Below are 19,856 nucleotides of genomic sequence, written 5' to 3'. Positions count from 1 at the left end.
AGTAATCACAGTAGTTAACAGCGGTTTTTCTCTTGCTTGACTAACCAGCTTTGAACTATCTTGAATATGAGTTAAAATTCTTTTGATTGAATCATATTTGAATCCCATGCCTTTAAGTTCTAACGTTATAGCAGTTCTTAAGCCATCATCATAAGATGCACGAACAGAATCTCGCCGATCTAATTCTTTGTTAGATGCTGTATTATTATCGTCTTGTATTTTTTTTGTAATGAAACCTAACCAAATAAAGAGAATGATAAGAGATGTAATTCTAACAAAGGGTTTTTTTAGAAAAATTATTACAACATGCCTAAACCGTCTCTGTTCTCCCTCTCTTGAGTTGTTAGCTTTGAGTTCAGGTACGACTGCAAAAAGTGCTAATAAAAAAGAAACTACTGCTTGAAAAAAATAATCTATATTCATGTTGTGTGATAACGAATATAATTAATAATTAGCAACTCATATAAATGTTAGTAAGGATCCACATCCGGTTGTATAATACTCCCTTTGCTCAATTTGGTAGTTTGAAACTGCGTAATAATATCGCGCAGGGTAGCTTTTACTTTGTTTATGGATACGCCGTCTTTCTCAAACTTCAGCATGATAGATTTGATATAATAATTACGGATGCGGCTTATTAAAGGCGTTTCAGGGCCAATAACCCGGTCGCCAAATTGCTTGCGCAATTCATTACCAAGGTAAACAGATTGATTGTATAATATTTCGGGGTCCTTATGTTTAATATCCAGGTTGATGATGCGGTAAAACGGCGGGTACTTAAAGCTTTTACGTTCCTCCATTTCGGTAAAGTACAGGTCGTGATAGTTATTTTCAATAACCTGCTTAATTACCCGGTGATTGGGGTCGTAGGTTTGTATTACCACTTTGCCTTGCTTACCCCTGCGCCCTGCCCTGCCGCTTACTTGTGCCAGCATTTGGTAGCTGCGCTCGTTGGCCCGGTAATCAGGAAATTTAAGCAGGCTATCGGCGTTAATAATTCCTATAACGGTAACATCGGCAAAATCAAGCCCTTTGGCAACCATTTGTGTACCTACTAAAATATCTATCTTTTTTTCCTCCAAATTGTTCAGGATAGTTTGTAAGGAGGTACGCGAACGGGTGGTATCCAGATCCATACGTGCTATACGCGCATCGGGCAACAGTATGGTTAGCTCATCTTCAACTTTCTCCGTACCAAAGCCCTTATACTCTAAATGGGTTGATCCGCAAGCGGGACAAATAGACGGTATATCCTCTTTATATCCGCAGTAATGGCAATGCAGTTTATTGGTATGCTTATGGTAGGTAAGGCTTACATCGCAATTGATACATTTGGGCGTGTAAGCACATATTTTACACAAAAGCACAGGTGCATACCCACGACGGTTTTGAAACAATATTACCTGCTCTTTATTAGCCAGTGCAGTTTGCATATCGGCCATTAACACACCTGTAAAATGCGATTGCATGGTTTTGCGCTTGGTTTCTTCGGCAATGCTTACTACCTCTATGGTCGGCATTTCTACTCCGCCATAACGCTCGGTCAGTTCAACAAAACCATATTTGTGAGTTCGGGCATTAAAGTAACTTTCAAACGATGGCGTAGCCGAACCTAACAACACTTTGCCGCCATGCATATTAGCTAAAAATATGGCCGCATCCCGTGCGTTATAGCGTGGTGCAGGGTCAAATTGCTTGTATGATATTTCATGCTCTTCATCAACCACTATCAGGCCCAGGTCAGCAAAAGGTAAAAACACTGATGACCGTGCACCTAATATCACCTTATACTCATTATTTAACACTTTTTGCCATACTTCTACCCGCTCGGCATCATTAAACCTGGAATGGTACACACCTATGCTGGCGCCAAAATATTGGCGCAGGCGTTCAATTATATGGGTTGTGAGGGCTATTTCGGGTAACAAATAAAGCACCTGCTTGCCCCGGTTTATCATTTCCTCAATCAGCCTGATATATATCTGAGTTTTACCCGATGAAGTTACCCCGTGCAGCAGCACCACATCTTTTTTTGCAAACTGTTCCGTTATGGAACTTAATACCTCCTGCTGCTCATCACTCAGCTTAAAATTACTGTATACTTCGTCATCTTCGTCGTGCAAACGGCTTACTGTTTTTTCTTCGGCAATAAATATCTCTTTTTCAATTAACGAGGTTATACTGGCCGTACCGGCACCACTCTCTTCAATCAGTTCATTTTTTGATATGCTTTTTTGATGACGCGCCAGTTTAATATAAGCCAATACCGCGTCGGCTTGTTTAGGTGCACGTTTTTCTAATATGGCAAACAACTCCTTTAAATTTTGCTGATCGTGGTATAACGGGTTTAAAGTAATAAAGGTTCGCTTGCGTGGTTTGTAACGCTCGCTTACTTCCTCAGATATATAAATCACATTTTTTTCAAACAGCAGCTTTAGTATGGGCATTACTGTTTTTTGTCCCAGCAGTTTGGCAATATCGCTAACTGTAAGCTCAGGTTGAATATCCAACGCTTCGACAATTAAAAACTCCTTATCGTTTAAAGTTGCTTTATCAACTTCAAAGTCTTTATTTAAAGCAATAAGGGTTTCGCTGGCCAGTTTTAATGCCGATGGCAGGGCGGCATTCATTACCTCGCCCGCATTACACATATAATAATCGGCCAGCCATTGCCAAAACTGTAGTTGCTTTGTGGTTACAACCGGGCGGTCGTCTAATATTTCAATTAAATATTTAGCCTCATACTTTTCCGGCGCTTGTTCTGCTATCGCGATTATAATAGCCGTGTATAATTTACTTTTGCCAAACTGCACCACAACGCGTTTGCCAACTTGTACGGCATCGTTCATTTCAAAAGGCACACGATAAGTATAGTTTTTTGAAATAGCCAACGGCAAAACCACCTCAACAAACAGCGTTTTACGATCAATATGGTCGACGTCAGAAAATTCGAGCATCAGAAATTATTTATGTCTTAACGCGGCAAATGCCAGGGTTAACCAGCCAAGTATAAACAGCAAACCGCCAATTGGTGTAACCGGCCCTATAATTTTTATAGCATTAGAACTCAAACCTAATATATCCTTGCATGACATCAGATATAAAGAGCCCGAAAACAGCGCAATGCCAAAAGTAAAAAAGTAAAAGCTGGCTACAATGGTGCTATTTTTAAACCGTCCGAATGTTGACAGGAACAATAACGCGAAAACATGGTAAAATTGATATTGCACCGCAGTGTGCCATACTTCTAATTGTGGCGCGGTAATTAATGCTTTTAAGCCATGTGCACCAAAGGCCCCGGTTACTACGGCTAACATACCTAAAATAGACGCGGTGATAATTATTCTTTTGTTCATAGGTACATAAAGATATAAAAAATCTAAGGTAACCATTTGAAAGTATTACTTGAATGCGTGGAAGTAAAAATCTAACTTGCAGCGTAAACATTATGAAAAAAATAATTATAGCAACTATAATTTTGTTTGTAACCGCAATTGTGGTTACGGTTGTTTACTTTAAAAATCTGGACAGAAGCGGCCCGCGCACCCGCGAGACCATGCTTAGCATACCGCAAAATGCAGCGCTGATTTTAGAAATTAACAACGACAAGGGTTTTTATGATATTTTTAATGATAGCCAGTTATTTACATCAATAGTTGGCAGGCAAACGTTGGACGAATTAGATACCCTGCGTAAGCAATTATTATTGAACCCACACCTGAAGCCTTTTTTTAGCGAACAAAATATTTTTATATCCCTGCATCCATTACAAAACAATACAGTTGAGTTGTTGCTTACGGCGTCTGTTAATTCAAAATTTAAACCAACAGCTTTAGAAGACCTGGCCAAAGACAAAAACACAGGCTTATTAATTAGTCCAATACTTATTGCCGGAAAAAAGTGCTATACCATTTACTCCAACATTATAAAAAAACGATTTTACTTGCTGTATGGTGAGGATGGCATATTTTCGGGCAGTTTTTCAAATGAACTGATAACCCAACGCGCGCAATATGAACCCAATAAACACAAGCAGGCATTTGTGCTACTACCCGATCAGCAAAATTCAAACTCGCTTGCAAACTTGTATATAAATTACAGTCAGTTACAACCTTTATTTGACCAGCTTTTTAAGAATAAGAATACCGATATATTTAAAAGTTTTAAAAGCCTACCGGCATTAGCTGCTTTAACTTTAAATTTTAAAAGCAATGCCTTAATGTTCAATGGGTTTTCGCAAATTGAAACTAACCAGCCAACAGGTTATTTAAACCTTTTTTTAAACCAGCAACCGGTTACCAATCAACTAAAAGACATCTTCCCCTCCACAACTGCGTATAGCATAAATTTTGCTGTTGCTGATCCGCAGCAATTTAAATCAGACCTTTCGGACTATCAGGTAAAAACAGGGCTTCAGCATGAAAAAGATTCATTGTTCAACAAGGTAAAAACCGAAACCGGCATCAATTTCATCAATGAGTTTAACCAGGTTTTGGGCAACGAGTTTGCCGTGGTTACTACACGCTACGAAGAAAAATTTGCCATAATATTATTAAAAAACGGATCAAAGCTTAAAAACATAATGTACAACATTGCCAGCATGAGCAATGAAAACATAGGACAGCTAAACTATAGCAAACTTCCTTATTTTTTATTAGGCGATCCATTTAGCTTTTTAAACCATCCCTGGTTTATGATTGTAGATAATTATTTAATATTAGCTAATAGCGCTACAGAATTGAATAGCTATTACGATTCATACATCAATCGTAAATTCCAAAGCAAGCTGCAACAGTATAAAGATTTTGACAACCTGCGTACCGAAAGAAGTAACATATCATGGTATATGAACGTAAAAGCCATGCAATCACTATTTAAAAGAGATTTAAGTGAAAACTTTTACAATGCTTATGAGACCAATACGCCCGGATGGAAAAATTTTTACGCAGTATCGTTTCAACTCACCGCATCAAATAAAAAATTTTACACCAACGTTTGTATGAAACTTGATGAAGCCGATAGCACTGCTGTAAAGTAACATTTCATTTTTATCCGACATAACATGAATATATTTTCATTAAATTAATTTGAAATTTTATCTTTAGGCATTTACACACATTTGGGTTATTACTATAAATGAAGAAAGTTTTACTTGTTAGCTGCTTGCTTTTTATAACAATTAAGGCTTTTAGCCAGCGATTTTCTCAATACAATACAGGCACACTGTATGATTCTTTTGAGAACCCTTCACAAAGGTCTTTTATTCCTGATTCGAGCAGGCAGTTTGCCTCCAATTTTTTTGTGCCGAATTTTAGCGGCAACGTTTTTTTGAGTGGCGAAGGGCAATCGGCACTAAAAAGCAGAATATTTACCGGCATTTATAACACAACCGGTTTAACAACCGGCAATGACCGTTATAACTATCTTAACGCAAACGGCAGCGACTATATTTTAATGCTGAAAGTTTATACTAACCCAACCGGCAACCGCGAACTGGGTTTTTTTATAAAGACTAATTTTGAGGCAAAAAGCATAATCAGTAACGAAACATTGGCCTTATTTGGCGGCAGTGATAAGTTTGCTAATAATATTTATGACGATGCATTTAATGACCGCTACTACTCGCAGGTATATCATCAAATTGGCGTAACTTTTCGCGAACAGGTTACCCCACGATTAGCTTTGGGTGTAAAATTCAGTTTATTATCAGGCGTAGACTTTCAAAAATATTCAATATTTAACTCTCAACTAAGCCTTGACAAGCCAAATAACATGGCAACATTCTCATTATCAGGCATAAAATATACTGGCGGCTTAGGCAATACAAGCACTATTGTGCAGGGAATGGGTTTAGCCTTTACTAATCCCGGGGCATCTATTAGTTTGGGTGCAACTTACAAAAACGAGGATGCCTATAACTTTCAGTTTAATATAAAAGACCTTGGGTTTATACATTGGTCTAATAAAATTTCTAAAGTATCTTATTTTAGCAGAGATACGGCACAGATATCAATGTCTCCAACTTTTGCCAGTGAAAATACAGTTAGTGATAAACTAAGTACCATTACGGGTGGAAATGAGGTTAACCGGGGATTTTATTTCCCTATAAACGGGTTGGCCGAAGTGAGTGTTAATAAAGATTATTGGCTCGACTATGAACGATCAGTCAAATTTTCTCCTACCGTTATTATTTCTAAAGAATTATTTTATCAGGGGCTAACCGGAGCACTGGTTGCACCCGTGCAGTATGAAAAATATGTAGTTACCCTTAGTTCATATTATAATGATTTGAAAATGTTTGGCGTAGGTGGGCAGTTTATGATAAAAACGCCCAACAGCGAATTTTTTATAGGCAGCGATGCTTTATACCAAAGTGTTCGTTTTGCTAAGGATGCTATTCAAGGCAGCAATTATGTAACACCGGCAGTTCCGGGGCGGTACTCGGGGACAAGTTTTTTTATAGGTTTCTCTTTAAAATTTGGCAATTTAATAGAATCGCCGATGGATGCCAGCTATGTACCTAACGGCGAAAAAGGCTTTTTAGGGAGGCTATATGAAAAGATATTTAAAAAAGATAAAAACTATTAGGCCTGCTTTTTAGCTACAAAAAAATCTTTTAAATAATACGGCTCAAAATAAGCCACATCTTCAAAATCCTTTTTATTAAATTTCTCGTCCGACTTTTTGGTAAGATGCGCTGCAGAATTAATATACCCTTCTAAAAAAACCGCGTTAGCATTATTGCTAAAAACAGCTTTACATTTGTCGGCACCATCACCAAAAAATAAAATTTTGTTGGTCTTTAATTGTTCGTTAAAACTGTTTTCATCAATAATATCAGCAGATGTAGCCTTAATTTTATTACCAGCACCATCAAATAACGCGGTGTATACTTCCATGCGCCGGGCATCTATCATGGGGCAAAGCAAGGTATTGCTATCTACAAGCTGGTTTTCAATAACACCGTCAGCCATTGCATCTAAGGTTTCAATGGCAATCAGCGGCTTATCCAGGGCATAACACAGCCCTTTTGCAGTTGATACCCCTATACGCAAACCTGTGTATGAGCCGGGACCGCAGCTTACCGATATTGCGGCAAGGTCATTATAAGTAATACCTGCTGCTGTAATAAGTTCGGCAATATATATCGTTATAATTTCGGCATGTATATTACGCTGATCAAGTTGTTTAACGGCCAGTAATGTGCCATTTTTTGCCAAAGCAACAGAGCATACAGTAGTAGCAGTTTCAATTTGTAATATATAGCTCATAAGTTTCAGGGTACAGGGTTATGCCCATGCCCACCCCAGGGGTTACAACTGGCAATACGTTTTATGGTTAGCCACCCGCCTTTAAAAGCACCATATTTTTTTATAGCTTCAATACCATATTGCGAACAAGTAGGCGTATACCTGCACGAAGCCCCGGTAAGCGGCGATATTAAATATTGGTATAACTTTATTAGCACTATAAAAAAAGCACCAATTATGGCTTTAAAAATATTCACAATAGCTTTCATAGGTTAACCTTATTGTTAAGCTGGGTTAACAACTTTTGCATTTTCTTTTCTATTACATCGTACGTGTTGATCTCATTGCCGATATAACTTACAGAAAGCACAATTTTTTTTCCGGCTGTGGTAAGGCAGTCATAAAGTTGCTGTTGTTTATTTAACCTGTACGCTTCGCGCATACGCCGTTTTAATAAGTTACGGTCTACCGCTTTTTTAAAACGCTTTTTTGAAACAGCAAATAAAACCTGCACACAAGCCGGTTGCGACTCGTCAGTAAAAAGCCAGGAAACTTTAAAAGGATAACACAAAAAAGAAGAACCGTTATGATAAAGCCCATCAATAAGCTTTTTATTACATAACCGTTCTTCTTTTTTAAAAGTGTACATTTTGCTAATTATGAACCGTAACCTTAAAAAGGTACCAGGAGGTAATTATCCGGTTCAACCGCCCTGTACAGGGAGCAGCAGTAACCAGTTTATGCTTTATGACGACGCTCGTCAGATACTGATAATCTTTTTCTGCCTTTGGCTCTTCTGGCTGCTAATATTCTTCTACCGTTGGCAGTTGACATGCGCTCACGGAAACCGTGTTTATTTCTTCTTTTTCTTTGAGAAGGCTGGAACGTTCTTTTCATGACTGTTTGTTATATACTTTGTTTAAAAAAACAAGAGCGCAAATGTAGTGTATTTTTTAAGAAATTCAAAAAATTGTGAGTAGTTGATTAGGTTTATTTGATGAGTAGTTCCAAATCAACCACTCACACAATCAACTATTCACTAATCAACCTCTTTGTTTTGCTAATATATCGCGTATTTCAGTCAACAATAGCTCTTCTTTGGTTGGCTCAGCCGGTGGTGCCGGCGCGGCCTCTTCTTTCTTTTTTGTAATATTAATTGCTTGAATAATAGCAAATAAAGCTATTGCCACAATAATAAATGAAATGATCTGCGACAAAAAATTACCATATTTAATAGCCGTGCCGGGTATTACCAACTCAGCTAAATTGGTTAAATGGGCTGCGTTAAGCGCGGGTTTAAGGATTGCCGGTGTAATAATATCATCAACCATTGAGCTTACTATTTTACCAAATGCGCCGCCTATTACTACGGCAACCGCAAGGTCAACCACATTGCCGCGCATAGCAAACTCTTTAAATTCTTTAACAATAGCCATAGCCTATAAATTTTGTTTTGTTATAAAGTTATTAATAAAACGCACATCGGTACAAACAAAAAATTTACTTTTTTTTATTTTACAATCATAAAAAACACGCCTGCAACTTATTTTCTGTTTTAAGGTTAATTGATGTATTTTTGCTCCATCTTACTATGTTAAAACAAAATCTTCAGCAAAAGCTACTTCAAAAACTTTCGCCACAGCAAATACAATTTATAAAATTGCTGCAGGTGCCAACAGTATCATTGGATACCCGTATCAAAGAAGAACTTGAAGAAAACCCTGCCCTGGAAGATCTGAGTTTAACTAACCTTAATGAACCCGAGGAGCAGTATCCTGACCGTGACCCGGACGAAGAGGTATATAATAGCGATGAAGAAAAGGGCGAAGCGGAAGAGTTTAATATAGATGACTACCTGCAGGATGATGACGTAAACGATTACGGCTCGCGTTATGACCAAAACGGGGACGATGATGAAGAGCGTAAGGAAATACCTATCGCGGTTCAGAGTTCGTTTTTTGAGAGTTTGCAGGCACAACTGGATATGCTGCCACTATCAGACAAAGATTTTAGGATAGCCAGACAAATTATTGGCAGTTTGGATGATGATGGTTATTTGCGCCGGCCAATCACCTCACTTACTGATGACCTTGCATTTTCGCAAAATGTAATGGCCGAGGATGAAGAGGTTGAGGATATGTTGAAAGTTATACAAAGCTTTGATCCTGCCGGTGTTGGGGCACGCAGCCTGCAAGAGTGTTTATTGATACAACTACGAAAAAAAGACACAACCGACCCTATTATAACCAAAGCTATATTAGTTGTTGAGCATTATTTGGATGAGTTTACCCGTAAGCATTATGATAAGCTTGAAAAATCATTGAACATGAACTCGCAAGAGTTGCGCGGTGTGGTAAATGAAATATTAAAGCTTAACCCAAAGCCCGGCGATACCAGCGAGGTGAATACCAAACAAATGCAGGTTATTCCTGATTTTCATATTAAAAACAGCGATGGCGTGTTAATACTCACCCTTAATGCCAAAAATGCCCCTGAGCTGCGCGTAAGCCGCTCGTATCAGGAAATGTTTCAGCATTATGATAAGGCATCGCAAAAAGATAAAAAATTAAAAGAGGCCGTACAATTTGTAAAGCAGAAACTTGATTCGGCCAAATGGTTTATTGATGCCATTAAGCAGCGCCAGCAAACCCTGTTAAAAACCATGAATGCAATTATGCAGTACCAATATGAGTTTTTTTTAACAGGCGATGACCGGAACCTTAAGCCCATGATATTAAAAGACATTGCCGATAAAATAGGCATGGATATATCAACCGTATCAAGGGTTGCCAATTCAAAATATGTTCAAACTGAGTTTGGTACATTCCTGCTTAAATCATTCTTCTCCGAAGCTATACAAACCGAGAGCGGCGAAGAGGTATCAAATAAAGAAGTTAAAAAAATACTGGAAGAAAACATAGGCAAGGAAGATAAGCGCCACCCCCTGGCCGACGAAAAACTTACCGAAATATTAAAAGACGCAGGGTACAATATTGCCCGCAGAACGGTAGCCAAATACCGCGAACAAATGAACATCCCGGTAGCAAGATTGCGTAAGGAAGTTTAACCCACCCGGGGGCTAAAACCCATACCTTGGGCAGGTAACTTTATATCTGTTGTTTAATAAAATACCTATCACCAGTTCGTGCGTGCCGCTGCTAACGGTGTTTAAAGCAGATGTGGTTATATCATAAGAATACCCCACGTTGAGGAACGAGTTTAAATAAAACCCTGTCATGGCACCAAATGAATCACCATGCCGGTATGACCCTCCTATCCAAAAATTATCTCTGAATGCCAATTTCATATTAACATCATAAGTTAACGGAACGGGCTTTATTTGTTTTACCAAAACAGAAGGCATCAGGGTTATATCGTCAGAAACAAACAGCTTTACACCTGCAGTAAAAAAATAATGCGGTACTGTTTTAATCACATCAATTGATGTTGATTTTAAATACAGACTTTGAGGTAATATTTGCTGGGCGGATATACCGAAATAATAATTTGATGAATACAACCACATACCTAAACCCAAATCGGGATGAAACTGGCCATTATTACCGTTGGCTATAGCCGGATCAAGTGCCGTTTCGAGGGTTATTTCGGAAGTATTTAAGTTTGTACGCATAAAACCGGCTGCAACGCCAACTGATAAATTTAACCTGTCAGTAAGTCCTAAATGATAGGCATAGGTTGCATCAAAATTAGTTGTTGTAATTGGTCCGGCTTTATCAGTAACTACCATTGCACCTATACCATGGTGAGGGGCAGCAGCCATATAATCTTGTGTGTACAACCTACTGTTGGGGTTTTCTCCGCCCCCAGCCGAAAAGGAGTTGGCGCTGCCCTCAATAAACTCCCTGCCCAATGGCGCGTTAATGGTTAGGTAACTTGTTACCGGTGCACCGTTTAAACCCGTCCATTGGCTGCGGTAGCCGGCCTTAACATCGGTATAGTTTTCAATACCTGTTACCGCAGGGTTTAAAAGAAAATTATTAAAAACATATTGCGTATACTGCGGGCGTTGCTGCGCAGCTGCAATATGTACAAAGAATAAAATTAGTATATAAAATAAAAGTCTCTTCATTACAAAAACAGCAGGCCCCGTGTAATTAATAAGGTTTAATGTATCAGGTCCTAAAATAAAAAATTTTACGAATATAATTTTATTCGGCTACACTACAACTACATTTATCGTATAATAGATATATAACCCGATATTGCCTTTCGGCCGCTGTTAGGATTAATAATATAATAATATACTCCGGCGGGTAAATCACTTCCTTTATATTTTCCATCCCACGGGGTTGGATAGCCGTTTGAAAAATAAACTTTTGCCCCCAACCTGTTAAATATTTCAACTGTGGCTTTGGGGTATTGGTCAAGGTATTTAATGGTCCAGGTATCATTAATGCCATCGCCATTAGGTGTAAATGTGTTATTCACTACCGGGTCTTTTAATACCGTAATGGCTATTTTTGCCGCGGCACTGCAAAATTTATCTGATGTAACAAGGAGTGTATAAGTAATATCGTCGGTTGGGCTGGCAATTGGGTTTAATATGTCATCGCGGCTAAGCCCGGTTGAGGGCGACCATTTATAGGTAAGCGTACCCGACGATACAGTGGCCGTAGCATTTAAGGTTATTTGCCCGCCTTGTAACAGTTGAGCATCTGCCGCAAGGGTAATTACCGGCGTTGGGTTAACCGTAATTTGCAAGCTGGTGGCATAGGTGCAGCCGGTGCTTGACGAAGTAAATAAATAATTAATAGTAAAGGTACCCGGTCCTGATTTTGCAGGATCAAACAAACCTGTTGTCGATACCCCTGTACCTGTAAACACGCCCGTACCTACAAAACCATTCGTATTCTCAGCTATTTGCAATGGCGAGTCCGACTGGCAAAGGGCTATTGAACTTGCAGGGTTTAAGGTAATAACCGGGTTTGCATTAACCGTTATAGTATGACTAACCTCGTTTACACAGGTTTCACCGGAGTAAACCACCATTTTTACCTGATAATTTTTTTGTAAAGGGGTGCTAAACAGGCCGTAATTATGCATAAATTTCCCATCGGCGGGCATGTTGGCTGAGGTAAATGTTTCTGAAATACCCGGATTTCCATTGAAATCATAATACCAAACAATTTTGGTAAAGTTGCCAAAAGTAACCGTTGACTGGTTAGTAAAAACCACATCATCACTGCTGCATATATTGGCAGGGTAAGAAAATTCGGCCTTAGGTATTGAACCGTTTACGGTAAAGGGTTGGCTTTTTGTAGTAACACACCCCGAAGCTGAGGTAACCGTTAAGGTAACCGTATAATTACCGGCAGCTAAGTATTTATGTTGCGGATTTACTGATGTTGATGTATTTGGATTAGCCGCTGTTGCCCTGGCAGCATCGCCAAAATCCCATGAATATGTAAGTGTAGAATTATCTGCTATCGTAGTTTTATTTGTAAACAGGGCGAAGGCATCATCCAGGCACACATCAGGTAAGGTAAAATCAACTAAGGGTACCGGGTTAACTGTTATAGCTTGTGTAAATACAGTGCTTGAACATCCCTTATCAGTGGTAACTATTAATGTAGCATTATAATTACCGGCATTGGCATAAACATGTGTAAACGGCTGGCCGTTGGTAAGGGTTGCATTTGTACCATCGCCATAATCCCATGCCCAACTTACTATGGTACCGTCTGTTGCTGTTGAGTTATTGGTAAAAGTAACATTTTGCCCGGCACAATCAGGTGTTGATAATGTAAAGTGAGCTATTGGTGATGTAGCTATATGCGTGGTTTTGGTAACAATAGAACTACAGCCATTATTATCGGTAATTGTTAAACCTATAGTGTAATTGCCGGATGTAGTATAAACGTGGTTAGGGTTTTGCAGGGTTGAAGTTTGCCCGTCGCCAAAATCCCATTGCCATGATTTAGCATAGTTACCGGCTGCAAATACAGTAGCATCAGTAAATTTAGTGGTATCGCCTAAACAGGTATTTGCAGAGACTGTAAAGTCACCTGTGGGCGGTGCTGTTATATCAAAGTTATAGTTTATATCAACATTGTTTCCACAATCATCAGCAACTGGATTAAATACCGTGGCTATAATGATATGGCTCCCTGTAGGGTAATTTACCATGTTGGGATATTCATAAGTATACAAAGTTTGTGTACCCTGTACTTTTTGCGATATGGGTATAGGCGCAATATCAGTATAAGCTAATATGCCATCCACTTTCCATGCAATATTTGTTGTTGGGTAAGGTATGGTTACCTGCAATTTATAATTAATGCCGGCGCAGCCTGAGGTTTGAAAATTATTGTTTTGCGGATTTTGAAACCGTACGTATTCTGTAAGATCCTGCAAGTTGGTACCAGCGGCATAGCCGTATGATTCCTGCGGACCAAAACCGTAAGCGATTGCATTAAAAGGTTGTGACGCTTTAATGTTATGCGTACCCGCTGTTGCTATAGTCACTCCTGGTGGTGGCCCGGAAGTAACGGGTATTTGCGCGTAAGAGTAATTAGAATTGGGTATCGAGGAAAAATATGAGGCGTATGGAATTTTATTTACGTCGGAAGAAGAGCCATCCACTGTAAATGACGCTACCGCACTGGTTGGTATTACAACATTTATATAACTTTGCTTTATGGCAAAATACCCTGAAGAATACAGGGTAACATGGTCAAGCCCCTGCTCAATAGGGCTTAAATAAATCATTTCAGGGTCGCCAACATCATTTGGCAAAGTGGAGCAGCCACCTGAACTGTTTAGTCCCTGACGCTGCGATGGCGAATATTGAACAACTTGTATCGCCTTATCGGCAGAAATAACATTAGTTACAGTTGATTTAAACTCATAATATCCTGATGTAAATTGCGAGGCAGCTATAGCTGTTCCATTAATAGTTACATTCGTATTAGGGTCGCTTAAAACAACCCGATAAATATCAAAACCTCTCGACTGCAACGGCGCGGTAATATAGTTTTTACCCCATGCAGATGTTGGATATACCTGCTGAAACAAGTTATCAGATGTAGCTGGTTTGGTAGGATCTTCACTACAGGTGATACTTATCTTATTGCTTCCTGAAAAAACGGCGATCTTTTTACAAATACCGATAGATGTACTTATAGATTGTATTTTGGTGCCAGTTAAATCCTGATTGTTAGCCAATCCCTGATAAACCTCACCCTTATTTAGAGGGATAGTAAAAGCCACCCCTGCATTATGCCCATCTATTAAGTTTACAGAGGGGGTAATGGATACCGTTGTGTTATCCTCCGTACCAATAACTGCAAATTCAGAATAAGAGGGTGATTCATTTGAAATTTGAGTATAGTTAAGCGACACATAGGTTTTACCCATAGCATTAACCGGAAACAACAACGTAGCACCGGATACACTTGAAGCATAAATATGGGCGTAAACCGCTATGGGATCTTTAGAAGTTATATGAATACCCTTCTTAACTATTGTGCTACTATTGCCCAAATAGGTGCTTGATGGAATAGTTACAATTTTAACCTGGTTAGCAGTAACAGTAAAGGGTTGAGAAGAAGTGCCATCGGCAACATCAACACTACCAGTTGTAGATATATCAGAGGTGATATACAATACCATACTACTGCTACCACTACCCGTACCAGCTCCGGCTATGTGATCCATATAGGTAGTCCAAAACTCTGTTCCCTTATTGCTTGTTCCTTGCGAATAGCCGTTAAAAAAACACAAGCACAGCAATAGCGCTGCAACAACACCAAATATTGATCTCAATTTATTAATAGTATTAATTTAGGGTAGCTACCATGTAAATTAGCTGTTACGAATATACATAGCTTTATATTAGAACAGGATTAAAAGATTATTTTTTTTGCTGGTAAAGCCGCTCCAATTCCAAATTAGCCAATTGCAATTTACGGGCAAGTTCTTTATTCTCTTTACGCAGGTTATATATTTCGAGGGCGTTTTCAATATACATTTTCAACTCATCATTTTGCCATGGCTTAACCAGGTACTTATAAACCTGCCCGCGGTTTATAGCATCCATTACGGCGTTGATATCCGAAAATCCGGTTAGTAATATCCTTATGGTGTCGGGATATATTGACAGTATTGATTCTAAAAACTCAATGCCCGTCATTCCCGGCATACGCTGGTCAGTTATTATTACGCCAATTTCATAGCTATCTAATATCTTTCTCCCCTCTTTTGCCGAACTTGCTGTATATATTTCAAAATAACGCCTAAAGGCTGCTTTAAAACTATTTAAATTGTTTATTTCATCATCAACATACAATACACCTATTGCCATAATTTGTTACTTTTAAAAAGCGTAATATATTGAATTAAAAATCAAATGATTTTTACGCACTTTTATATTCAAATATTACCGATAAACCCAGTGTGTAAAAATGAAAAAAATATATATAATCTTATATCTTATTTTACAAACCACCATAACGTTTGCCGCAAAAATCGATACACTTGTAATTAACCAGTCTGATTCCAAGTATCTAACCAGTCAATATTTCGTAGAGTTGGATGAGCCAAATAACAGTTTTACAGTTAATACTATTTTTCAAAGCAAAAAATTCCATACGGTTACCTCTACTCTGCCTAAACTAAAATACTCAAAATCAGTAACCTGGATCAAATTTAATTTATATAACAACACATTGTCGCCGATTGTACCAATAACCATAGGCCAAAGTATAATTGACGATTTTGATGTGTATTATCAAAGTCCCGTTAATAATCAATTAATACATTTGTCGTCACAGCAGTTCAAAAAAAATAAAAGTATTCTTACACAAACTGCAACTGCAATTAATTGGCCGATAACCCCTTTTGCCAATGAAACTTTATTTATCCGGGTAAAAAGCAAAAATTCGTCAGTAATCCCTATTGAAATACATAGCTATGATGAATTTATTGAAAATGGCGAAATAAATAAACTTATTGATGGTGCCATAATTGGTATATTTTTAATAATGGCGCTATATAATTTAATGCTCTTTGCCTCCGTTGGAGATAAAAGTTATCTGTATTATGTAGTATATATTGTATTTCTCGGGCTGTCGCAAATTTTGCTATTAGGTTACGGCAGCGGTTTATTTTCTACCGATAAAGTTGTACTTAACGAATATGTTTTCCCGTTAGTAAGGGTATTTTTTGGCTTTTCAATACTATTGTTTGCTGATGAATTTTTACAGCTAAGGCAAAACTTCCAACCCTATTATAAAAGCTACCTATGCTTATATGCATTGTATACGCTACCGTTAATTGCCGTGTTAATAAATCGGCCTTCAATAGCCTACACATTATCTTCAATTAATCTTTTTATTGTATCATTAGTCTTGTTGTATATCGGCTGCTCGCTTTATATTAAAGGCTTTAAACCTGCCAAATTTTTTTTAATAGGCTGGGGACTTTCATTGATAGCCATATTGGTATCATTTGGCCGCAATAAAGGTATTTTACCATACAACTATGTAACGGCTAATATTTTAATACATACCGCCATTGTTGAACTGGTACTATTTTCTACAGCACTGGCCGATAAAATAAATTTTTATCGCCAGCAAAATGAAGAAGCTCAGCTTGCCGCCCTCAAAATTGCCAAAGAAAATGAGCGGTTAATAACCGGGCAGAATATTATATTGGAAAATAAAGTAAAGGAACGCACACAGGAGTTAATTGAAACCAACCAAAATCTTTCTGTAACTATTGAAAATTTACAATCGGCCCAAAACCAGTTGGTTGAGACTGAAAAAATGGCCTCATTAGGTCAGCTTACCGCCGGCGTAGCTCATGAAATTAACAACCCGATAAATTTTGTAAATGCCAATGTTTCGCCTTTGCGGCTGGATTTTGATGAACTATTTGAACTAATAGGTAAATACGACGATGCGATCAATGAACCGGATAATACCGAGCTATTAAACGCAGTACTGGATTACAAGAAAAAAATTGATCCCGAATTTATTAAAGAAGAAATAAAAGCATTGCTTAATGGCATTGAAGATGGTGCCAACCGCACAACCGAAATTGTAAAAAGCCTGCGCACGTTTAGCAGGATGGATAAATTGGTTTTAAAGCCGGCTAATATTAACTCGGCTATATTAAATACTTTAATACTTTTAAGAAGTTCAATACCGCACTATATTGAGATAAAGCCTGTATTAGATAAACTGGAACCATTAAATTGTTATCAGGGTAAAATTGACCAGATGTTGGTTAATTTGGTGGATAACAGCATACAGGCTATAAAGGCTAAAAAGCACCATGCTAATGAAAGCATTATTATAATAAGCAAAAACTTGCCTGATCATATTTCCATAGAAATTACTGACACTGGTATTGGCATGGCCATTGAAACAAAGCAACGTGTATTTGAACCGTTTTTTACAACTAAAGAGATTGGCCAAGGCACCGGCCTGGGCCTGTCAATTGTGTTTGGTATTATTGAAAAACATAAGGGCACTATTGATATACAATCAACTCCCGGCGTTGGAACAACGTTTTTAGTTACCCTGCCTAAAAATTTACTGACCGAAACTGTTGCTGACTAATTTATTAGCTAACCCGTTTACCCTTCATAAGCATATCCATAGCGTCTGTTAATGAACCTGCCCGGTTAACCTCACCCGAATTAACAAAATATATTTCATCCGCATTCTCAATAGTATTTAACCGGTGGGCTATAATAACACGGGTGGTGGTTTTGGGCAAATTATTTAATATATCACCCAAAAGCTTTTCGGTAATTGTATCAATGTTCGCGGTGGCTTCATCTAATATTAACAATTCGGGGTTGCGCAAAACTGCACGCATAAAAGCTATTAACTGCTTTTGTCCCAGGCTAATGCTATCCCCTCCTGATGTAACCTCGGTCTCCAATCCATTATCAAACATGGCCATTAGATCACTCAAATTAGCATCATGTATAACCTGTTCCAGTTGTTGGTTTGTATAATTAATATACTGTTCATTGCCATATAAAATATTATCCTTTATTGTACCGGTAAATAAAAATGGTTCTTGTAAAATAAAGCCTATTTTTTTGCTGCGCTCTTCTGAATTATAGCTTCTTATATCCCGTCCGTTTAATAATACCTCACCTTTATTTGGGTCATATAAACGTGCAATTAATGATGCGGTGGTGGTTTTACCGCCGCCTGTAGGCCCTACCAGCGCATACGTTTTACCGCGCTCCATTTTAAAGCTTACATTATGCAATATTTCTTTTTCATCATACCCAAAATGTACATTTTTAAATTCTAACAGATCATCAGCCGATCCTTCTTCATTTTTAGCCGCAATAACAGGCATATTGCCTTCCATAGCTAATATATGCGATATCCTGTCCCAACCCGCCATAGCCACCTGGAAATTGGCCCATAACGATGCCAATTGCCGCAATGGGTTATAAAAATTGGTTGCGTATGATAAATAGCTCACCAGCAAACCTATGGTAAACTCGCCTGTACTGATCAAATAAATACCATAAGCCAAAACAATTAACTGTGCTATGCTCGAAAACAAAGTATAAACCGGCATAAAAACATTATTAGCTAACCCGGCTCCAATAGCAGTTTTATAGTTTTTCTGATTAGCTCCATCAAACCGCTTTCTGAAATAATCGCGACGGTTAAAAGCTATTATAACCTTAAAATTATTAAGGCTTTCCTGTATCTCGCCGCTCATGCCACCAACACTTTTTAAGTTTCGGGCATTGGTTTTTTTCACCCACGGAGATACGATGGTAGTAAATATCAATATCAACAATCCGGGTACAAGGGCGGCAGCGCCGAGCACGGGATGAATAACCAATAAAAATATGCCCGCACCCGTCATGGTAGCTATACTACCTATAAACTGCATTAATGATTGCGAAAAGAACTGGTTTATTTTATCAGTATCATTGTTAACCCTTGATATCAGATCGCCGGCTTTATTTTGATTAAAAAATGCTACGGGCAGTTGCTGCAATTTGTTAAAAATGGCATTGCGTAAAGTAAATAACATACGTTGCCCTACCCCGCCCATTAATTGGGTTTGATTATAACTGGTAAACAAAGCAATTATGTACATACCCAGCAAAATACCTGCATATACCAGCACACCATGATATTGTTTGGTAACCACATACTTATCAATAGTATGACCTATAATAAAAGGGCCAAGCAGGTTAAGTGTTGAATTAGTTAATATAGCGCCCAATGCAAGCAATAATTTAGGCCGCTCGTGCGCTATAAGCTGTAATAGTTTTTTAAGCCCCGCTAAGGTGGATGTTTTTTGTCCCTCGGCGGTAGTATTGTTCAAATTATAATTCATAGTTGCTGGTGCTTTGTTGTGAATTAAATATTTGAACATATTCGGGACTGCTGTGCATCAAATCTTCATGCTTACCACTTGCTATAATCTCACCCTGCATTAATAATATTATCTGGTCGTAATGTTCAATTGATGCAATCTTTTGGGTGACTGATATCAACGTCAGTTCTGGATAGTTTTTTTGGATATTGGTTAATATCTTCCTTTCGGTATTACCATCAACCCGTGCCGTAAAATCATCCAGCAACAAAACCTTCG

The 19,856-nt window shown here is 38.3% G+C and carries 16 protein-coding genes and 1 pseudogene; 4 read left to right on the top strand and 13 right to left on the bottom strand.

Annotated features, from left to right (window positions below):
• The 3 genes from ABI367_RS15960 to ABI367_RS15950 all read right to left on the bottom strand — a co-directional run.
• Positions 1–423, bottom strand: a 423-nt coding sequence (locus ABI367_RS15960; protein WP_462227830.1) for a hypothetical protein, incomplete at its 3' end; no start/stop codon positions are given.
• Between the two features lie 47 nt (positions 424–470).
• Positions 471–2,957: a replication restart helicase PriA gene (priA, locus tag ABI367_RS15955; RefSeq protein ID WP_462227829.1), complete on the bottom strand. Its 2,487-nt coding sequence runs from the start codon at positions 2,955–2,957 to the stop codon at positions 471–473.
• A gap of 6 nt (positions 2,958–2,963) precedes the next feature.
• Positions 2,964–3,356 (bottom strand): DUF423 domain-containing protein, encoded by a 393-nt coding sequence (locus tag ABI367_RS15950; RefSeq protein ID WP_462227828.1) that lies wholly within the window; start codon positions 3,354–3,356, stop codon positions 2,964–2,966.
• Between the two features lie 92 nt (positions 3,357–3,448).
• On the opposite strand from ABI367_RS15950, the gene ABI367_RS15945 reads away from it, so the two are divergent.
• Complete coding sequence (locus tag ABI367_RS15945; protein WP_462227827.1) at positions 3,449–5,038, top strand: hypothetical protein; 1,590 nt, start codon at positions 3,449–3,451, stop codon at positions 5,036–5,038.
• Between the two features lie 98 nt (positions 5,039–5,136).
• Positions 5,137–6,588, top strand: coding sequence for a DUF5723 family protein (locus tag ABI367_RS15940; protein WP_462227826.1), 1,452 nt, complete (start codon positions 5,137–5,139; stop codon positions 6,586–6,588).
• On the opposite strand, the gene tsaB is transcribed toward ABI367_RS15940, so the two are convergent.
• The 5 genes from tsaB to mscL form a co-directional block, all read right to left on the bottom strand.
• Entirely contained in the window at positions 6,585–7,271 is a 687-nt protein-coding gene (gene tsaB, locus ABI367_RS15935) for a tRNA (adenosine(37)-N6)-threonylcarbamoyltransferase complex dimerization subunit type 1 TsaB (protein WP_462227825.1), read from the bottom strand. The two genes, ABI367_RS15940 and tsaB, sit on opposite strands and share 4 nt — an antisense overlap.
• Positions 7,272–7,276: 5 nt before the next feature.
• On the bottom strand, positions 7,277–7,519 hold the full coding sequence (yidD, locus tag ABI367_RS15930; RefSeq protein WP_462227824.1) for a membrane protein insertion efficiency factor YidD: 243 nt from the start codon (positions 7,517–7,519) through the stop codon (positions 7,277–7,279).
• Positions 7,516–7,899 carry a ribonuclease P protein component gene (gene rnpA, locus ABI367_RS15925; protein WP_462227822.1) on the bottom strand — a complete coding sequence of 128 codons (384 nt, stop codon included), beginning with the start codon at positions 7,897–7,899 and terminating at the stop codon, positions 7,516–7,518. The genes yidD and rnpA overlap by 4 nt, the downstream gene beginning before the upstream one ends.
• Before the next feature lie 89 nt (positions 7,900–7,988).
• Positions 7,989–8,147 (bottom strand): 50S ribosomal protein L34, encoded by a 159-nt coding sequence (gene rpmH, locus ABI367_RS15920; RefSeq protein ID WP_157526498.1) that lies wholly within the window; start codon positions 8,145–8,147, stop codon positions 7,989–7,991.
• A gap of 146 nt (positions 8,148–8,293) precedes the next feature.
• Entirely contained in the window at positions 8,294–8,686 is a 393-nt protein-coding gene (gene mscL / locus ABI367_RS15915; protein ID WP_462227821.1) for a large-conductance mechanosensitive channel protein MscL, read from the bottom strand.
• A 155-nt stretch (positions 8,687–8,841) separates the two neighbouring features.
• On the opposite strand from mscL, the gene rpoN reads away from it, so the two are divergent.
• Positions 8,842–10,317, top strand: coding sequence for an RNA polymerase factor sigma-54 (gene rpoN / locus ABI367_RS15910; protein ID WP_462227820.1), 1,476 nt, complete (start codon positions 8,842–8,844; stop codon positions 10,315–10,317).
• A gap of 12 nt (positions 10,318–10,329) precedes the next feature.
• Here rpoN and ABI367_RS15905 read toward each other — a convergent pair whose 3' ends face one another.
• The 3 genes from ABI367_RS15905 to ABI367_RS15895 form a co-directional block, all read right to left on the bottom strand.
• Complete coding sequence (locus ABI367_RS15905) at positions 10,330–11,340, bottom strand: PorP/SprF family type IX secretion system membrane protein (protein WP_462227819.1); 1,011 nt, start codon at positions 11,338–11,340, stop codon at positions 10,330–10,332.
• Between the two features lie 104 nt (positions 11,341–11,444).
• Positions 11,445–14,927, bottom strand: a complete 3,483-nt coding sequence (locus ABI367_RS15900) for a PKD domain-containing protein (protein ID WP_462258100.1) — start codon at positions 14,925–14,927, stop codon at positions 11,445–11,447.
• 196 nt (positions 14,928–15,123) lie between these two features.
• Positions 15,124–15,573 (bottom strand): response regulator, encoded by a 450-nt coding sequence (locus tag ABI367_RS15895; RefSeq protein WP_462227817.1) that lies wholly within the window; start codon positions 15,571–15,573, stop codon positions 15,124–15,126.
• Between the two features lie 100 nt (positions 15,574–15,673).
• Here ABI367_RS15895 and ABI367_RS15890 point away from each other — a divergent pair, with 100 nt between their 5' ends.
• Positions 15,674–17,833: a sensor histidine kinase gene (locus tag ABI367_RS15890; RefSeq protein ID WP_462227816.1), complete on the top strand. Its 2,160-nt coding sequence runs from the start codon at positions 15,674–15,676 to the stop codon at positions 17,831–17,833.
• 4 nt (positions 17,834–17,837) lie between these two features.
• Here the strand turns inward: ABI367_RS15890 and ABI367_RS15885 are convergent, their stop codons facing one another.
• Positions 17,838–19,598 carry an ABC transporter ATP-binding protein gene (locus ABI367_RS15885; protein WP_462227815.1) on the bottom strand — a complete coding sequence of 587 codons (1,761 nt, stop codon included), beginning with the start codon at positions 19,596–19,598 and terminating at the stop codon, positions 17,838–17,840.
• Positions 19,588–19,856: pseudogene (locus ABI367_RS15880) on the bottom strand (ABC transporter ATP-binding protein); the annotation flags it as partial. The gene ABI367_RS15885 and the pseudogene ABI367_RS15880, both read right to left, overlap by 11 nt.

The sequence above is a fragment of the Mucilaginibacter sp. genome, from assembly GCF_039935595.1.
Taxonomy (GTDB): Bacteria; Bacteroidota; Bacteroidia; order Sphingobacteriales; family Sphingobacteriaceae; genus Mucilaginibacter.
This window is presented reverse-complemented; position numbering and strand designations above follow the sequence as displayed.

Bases quoted from the DNA above. Each gene is read 5' to 3' on its own strand.
- rnpA (WP_462227822.1), bottom strand. From the start codon at position 7,899: ATGTACACTTTTAAAAAAGAAGAACGGTTATGTAATAAAAAGCTTATT.
- yidD (WP_462227824.1), bottom strand. From the start codon at position 7,519: ATGAAAGCTATTGTGAATATTTTTAAAGCCATAATTGGTGCTTTTTTT.
- mscL (WP_462227821.1), bottom strand. From the start codon at position 8,686: ATGGCTATTGTTAAAGAATTTAAAGAGTTTGCTATGCGCGGCAATGTG.
- rpmH (WP_157526498.1), bottom strand. From the start codon at position 8,147: ATGAAAAGAACGTTCCAGCCTTCTCAAAGAAAAAGAAGAAATAAACAC.
- tsaB (WP_462227825.1), bottom strand. From the start codon at position 7,271: ATGAGCTATATATTACAAATTGAAACTGCTACTACTGTATGCTCTGTT.
- ABI367_RS15885 (WP_462227815.1), bottom strand. From the start codon at position 19,598: ATGAATTATAATTTGAACAATACTACCGCCGAGGGACAAAAAACATCC.
- ABI367_RS15895 (WP_462227817.1), bottom strand. From the start codon at position 15,573: ATGGCAATAGGTGTATTGTATGTTGATGATGAAATAAACAATTTAAAT.
- priA (WP_462227829.1), bottom strand. From the start codon at position 2,957: ATGCTCGAATTTTCTGACGTCGACCATATTGATCGTAAAACGCTGTTT.
- ABI367_RS15950 (WP_462227828.1), bottom strand. From the start codon at position 3,356: ATGAACAAAAGAATAATTATCACCGCGTCTATTTTAGGTATGTTAGCC.
- ABI367_RS15905 (WP_462227819.1), bottom strand. From the start codon at position 11,340: ATGAAGAGACTTTTATTTTATATACTAATTTTATTCTTTGTACATATT.
- ABI367_RS15890 (WP_462227816.1), top strand. From the start codon at position 15,674: ATGAAAAAAATATATATAATCTTATATCTTATTTTACAAACCACCATA.
- ABI367_RS15945 (WP_462227827.1), top strand. From the start codon at position 3,449: ATGAAAAAAATAATTATAGCAACTATAATTTTGTTTGTAACCGCAATT.
- rpoN (WP_462227820.1), top strand. From the start codon at position 8,842: ATGTTAAAACAAAATCTTCAGCAAAAGCTACTTCAAAAACTTTCGCCA.
- ABI367_RS15900 (WP_462258100.1), bottom strand. From the start codon at position 14,927: ATGGATCACATAGCCGGAGCTGGTACGGGTAGTGGTAGCAGTAGTATG.
- ABI367_RS15940 (WP_462227826.1), top strand. From the start codon at position 5,137: ATGAAGAAAGTTTTACTTGTTAGCTGCTTGCTTTTTATAACAATTAAG.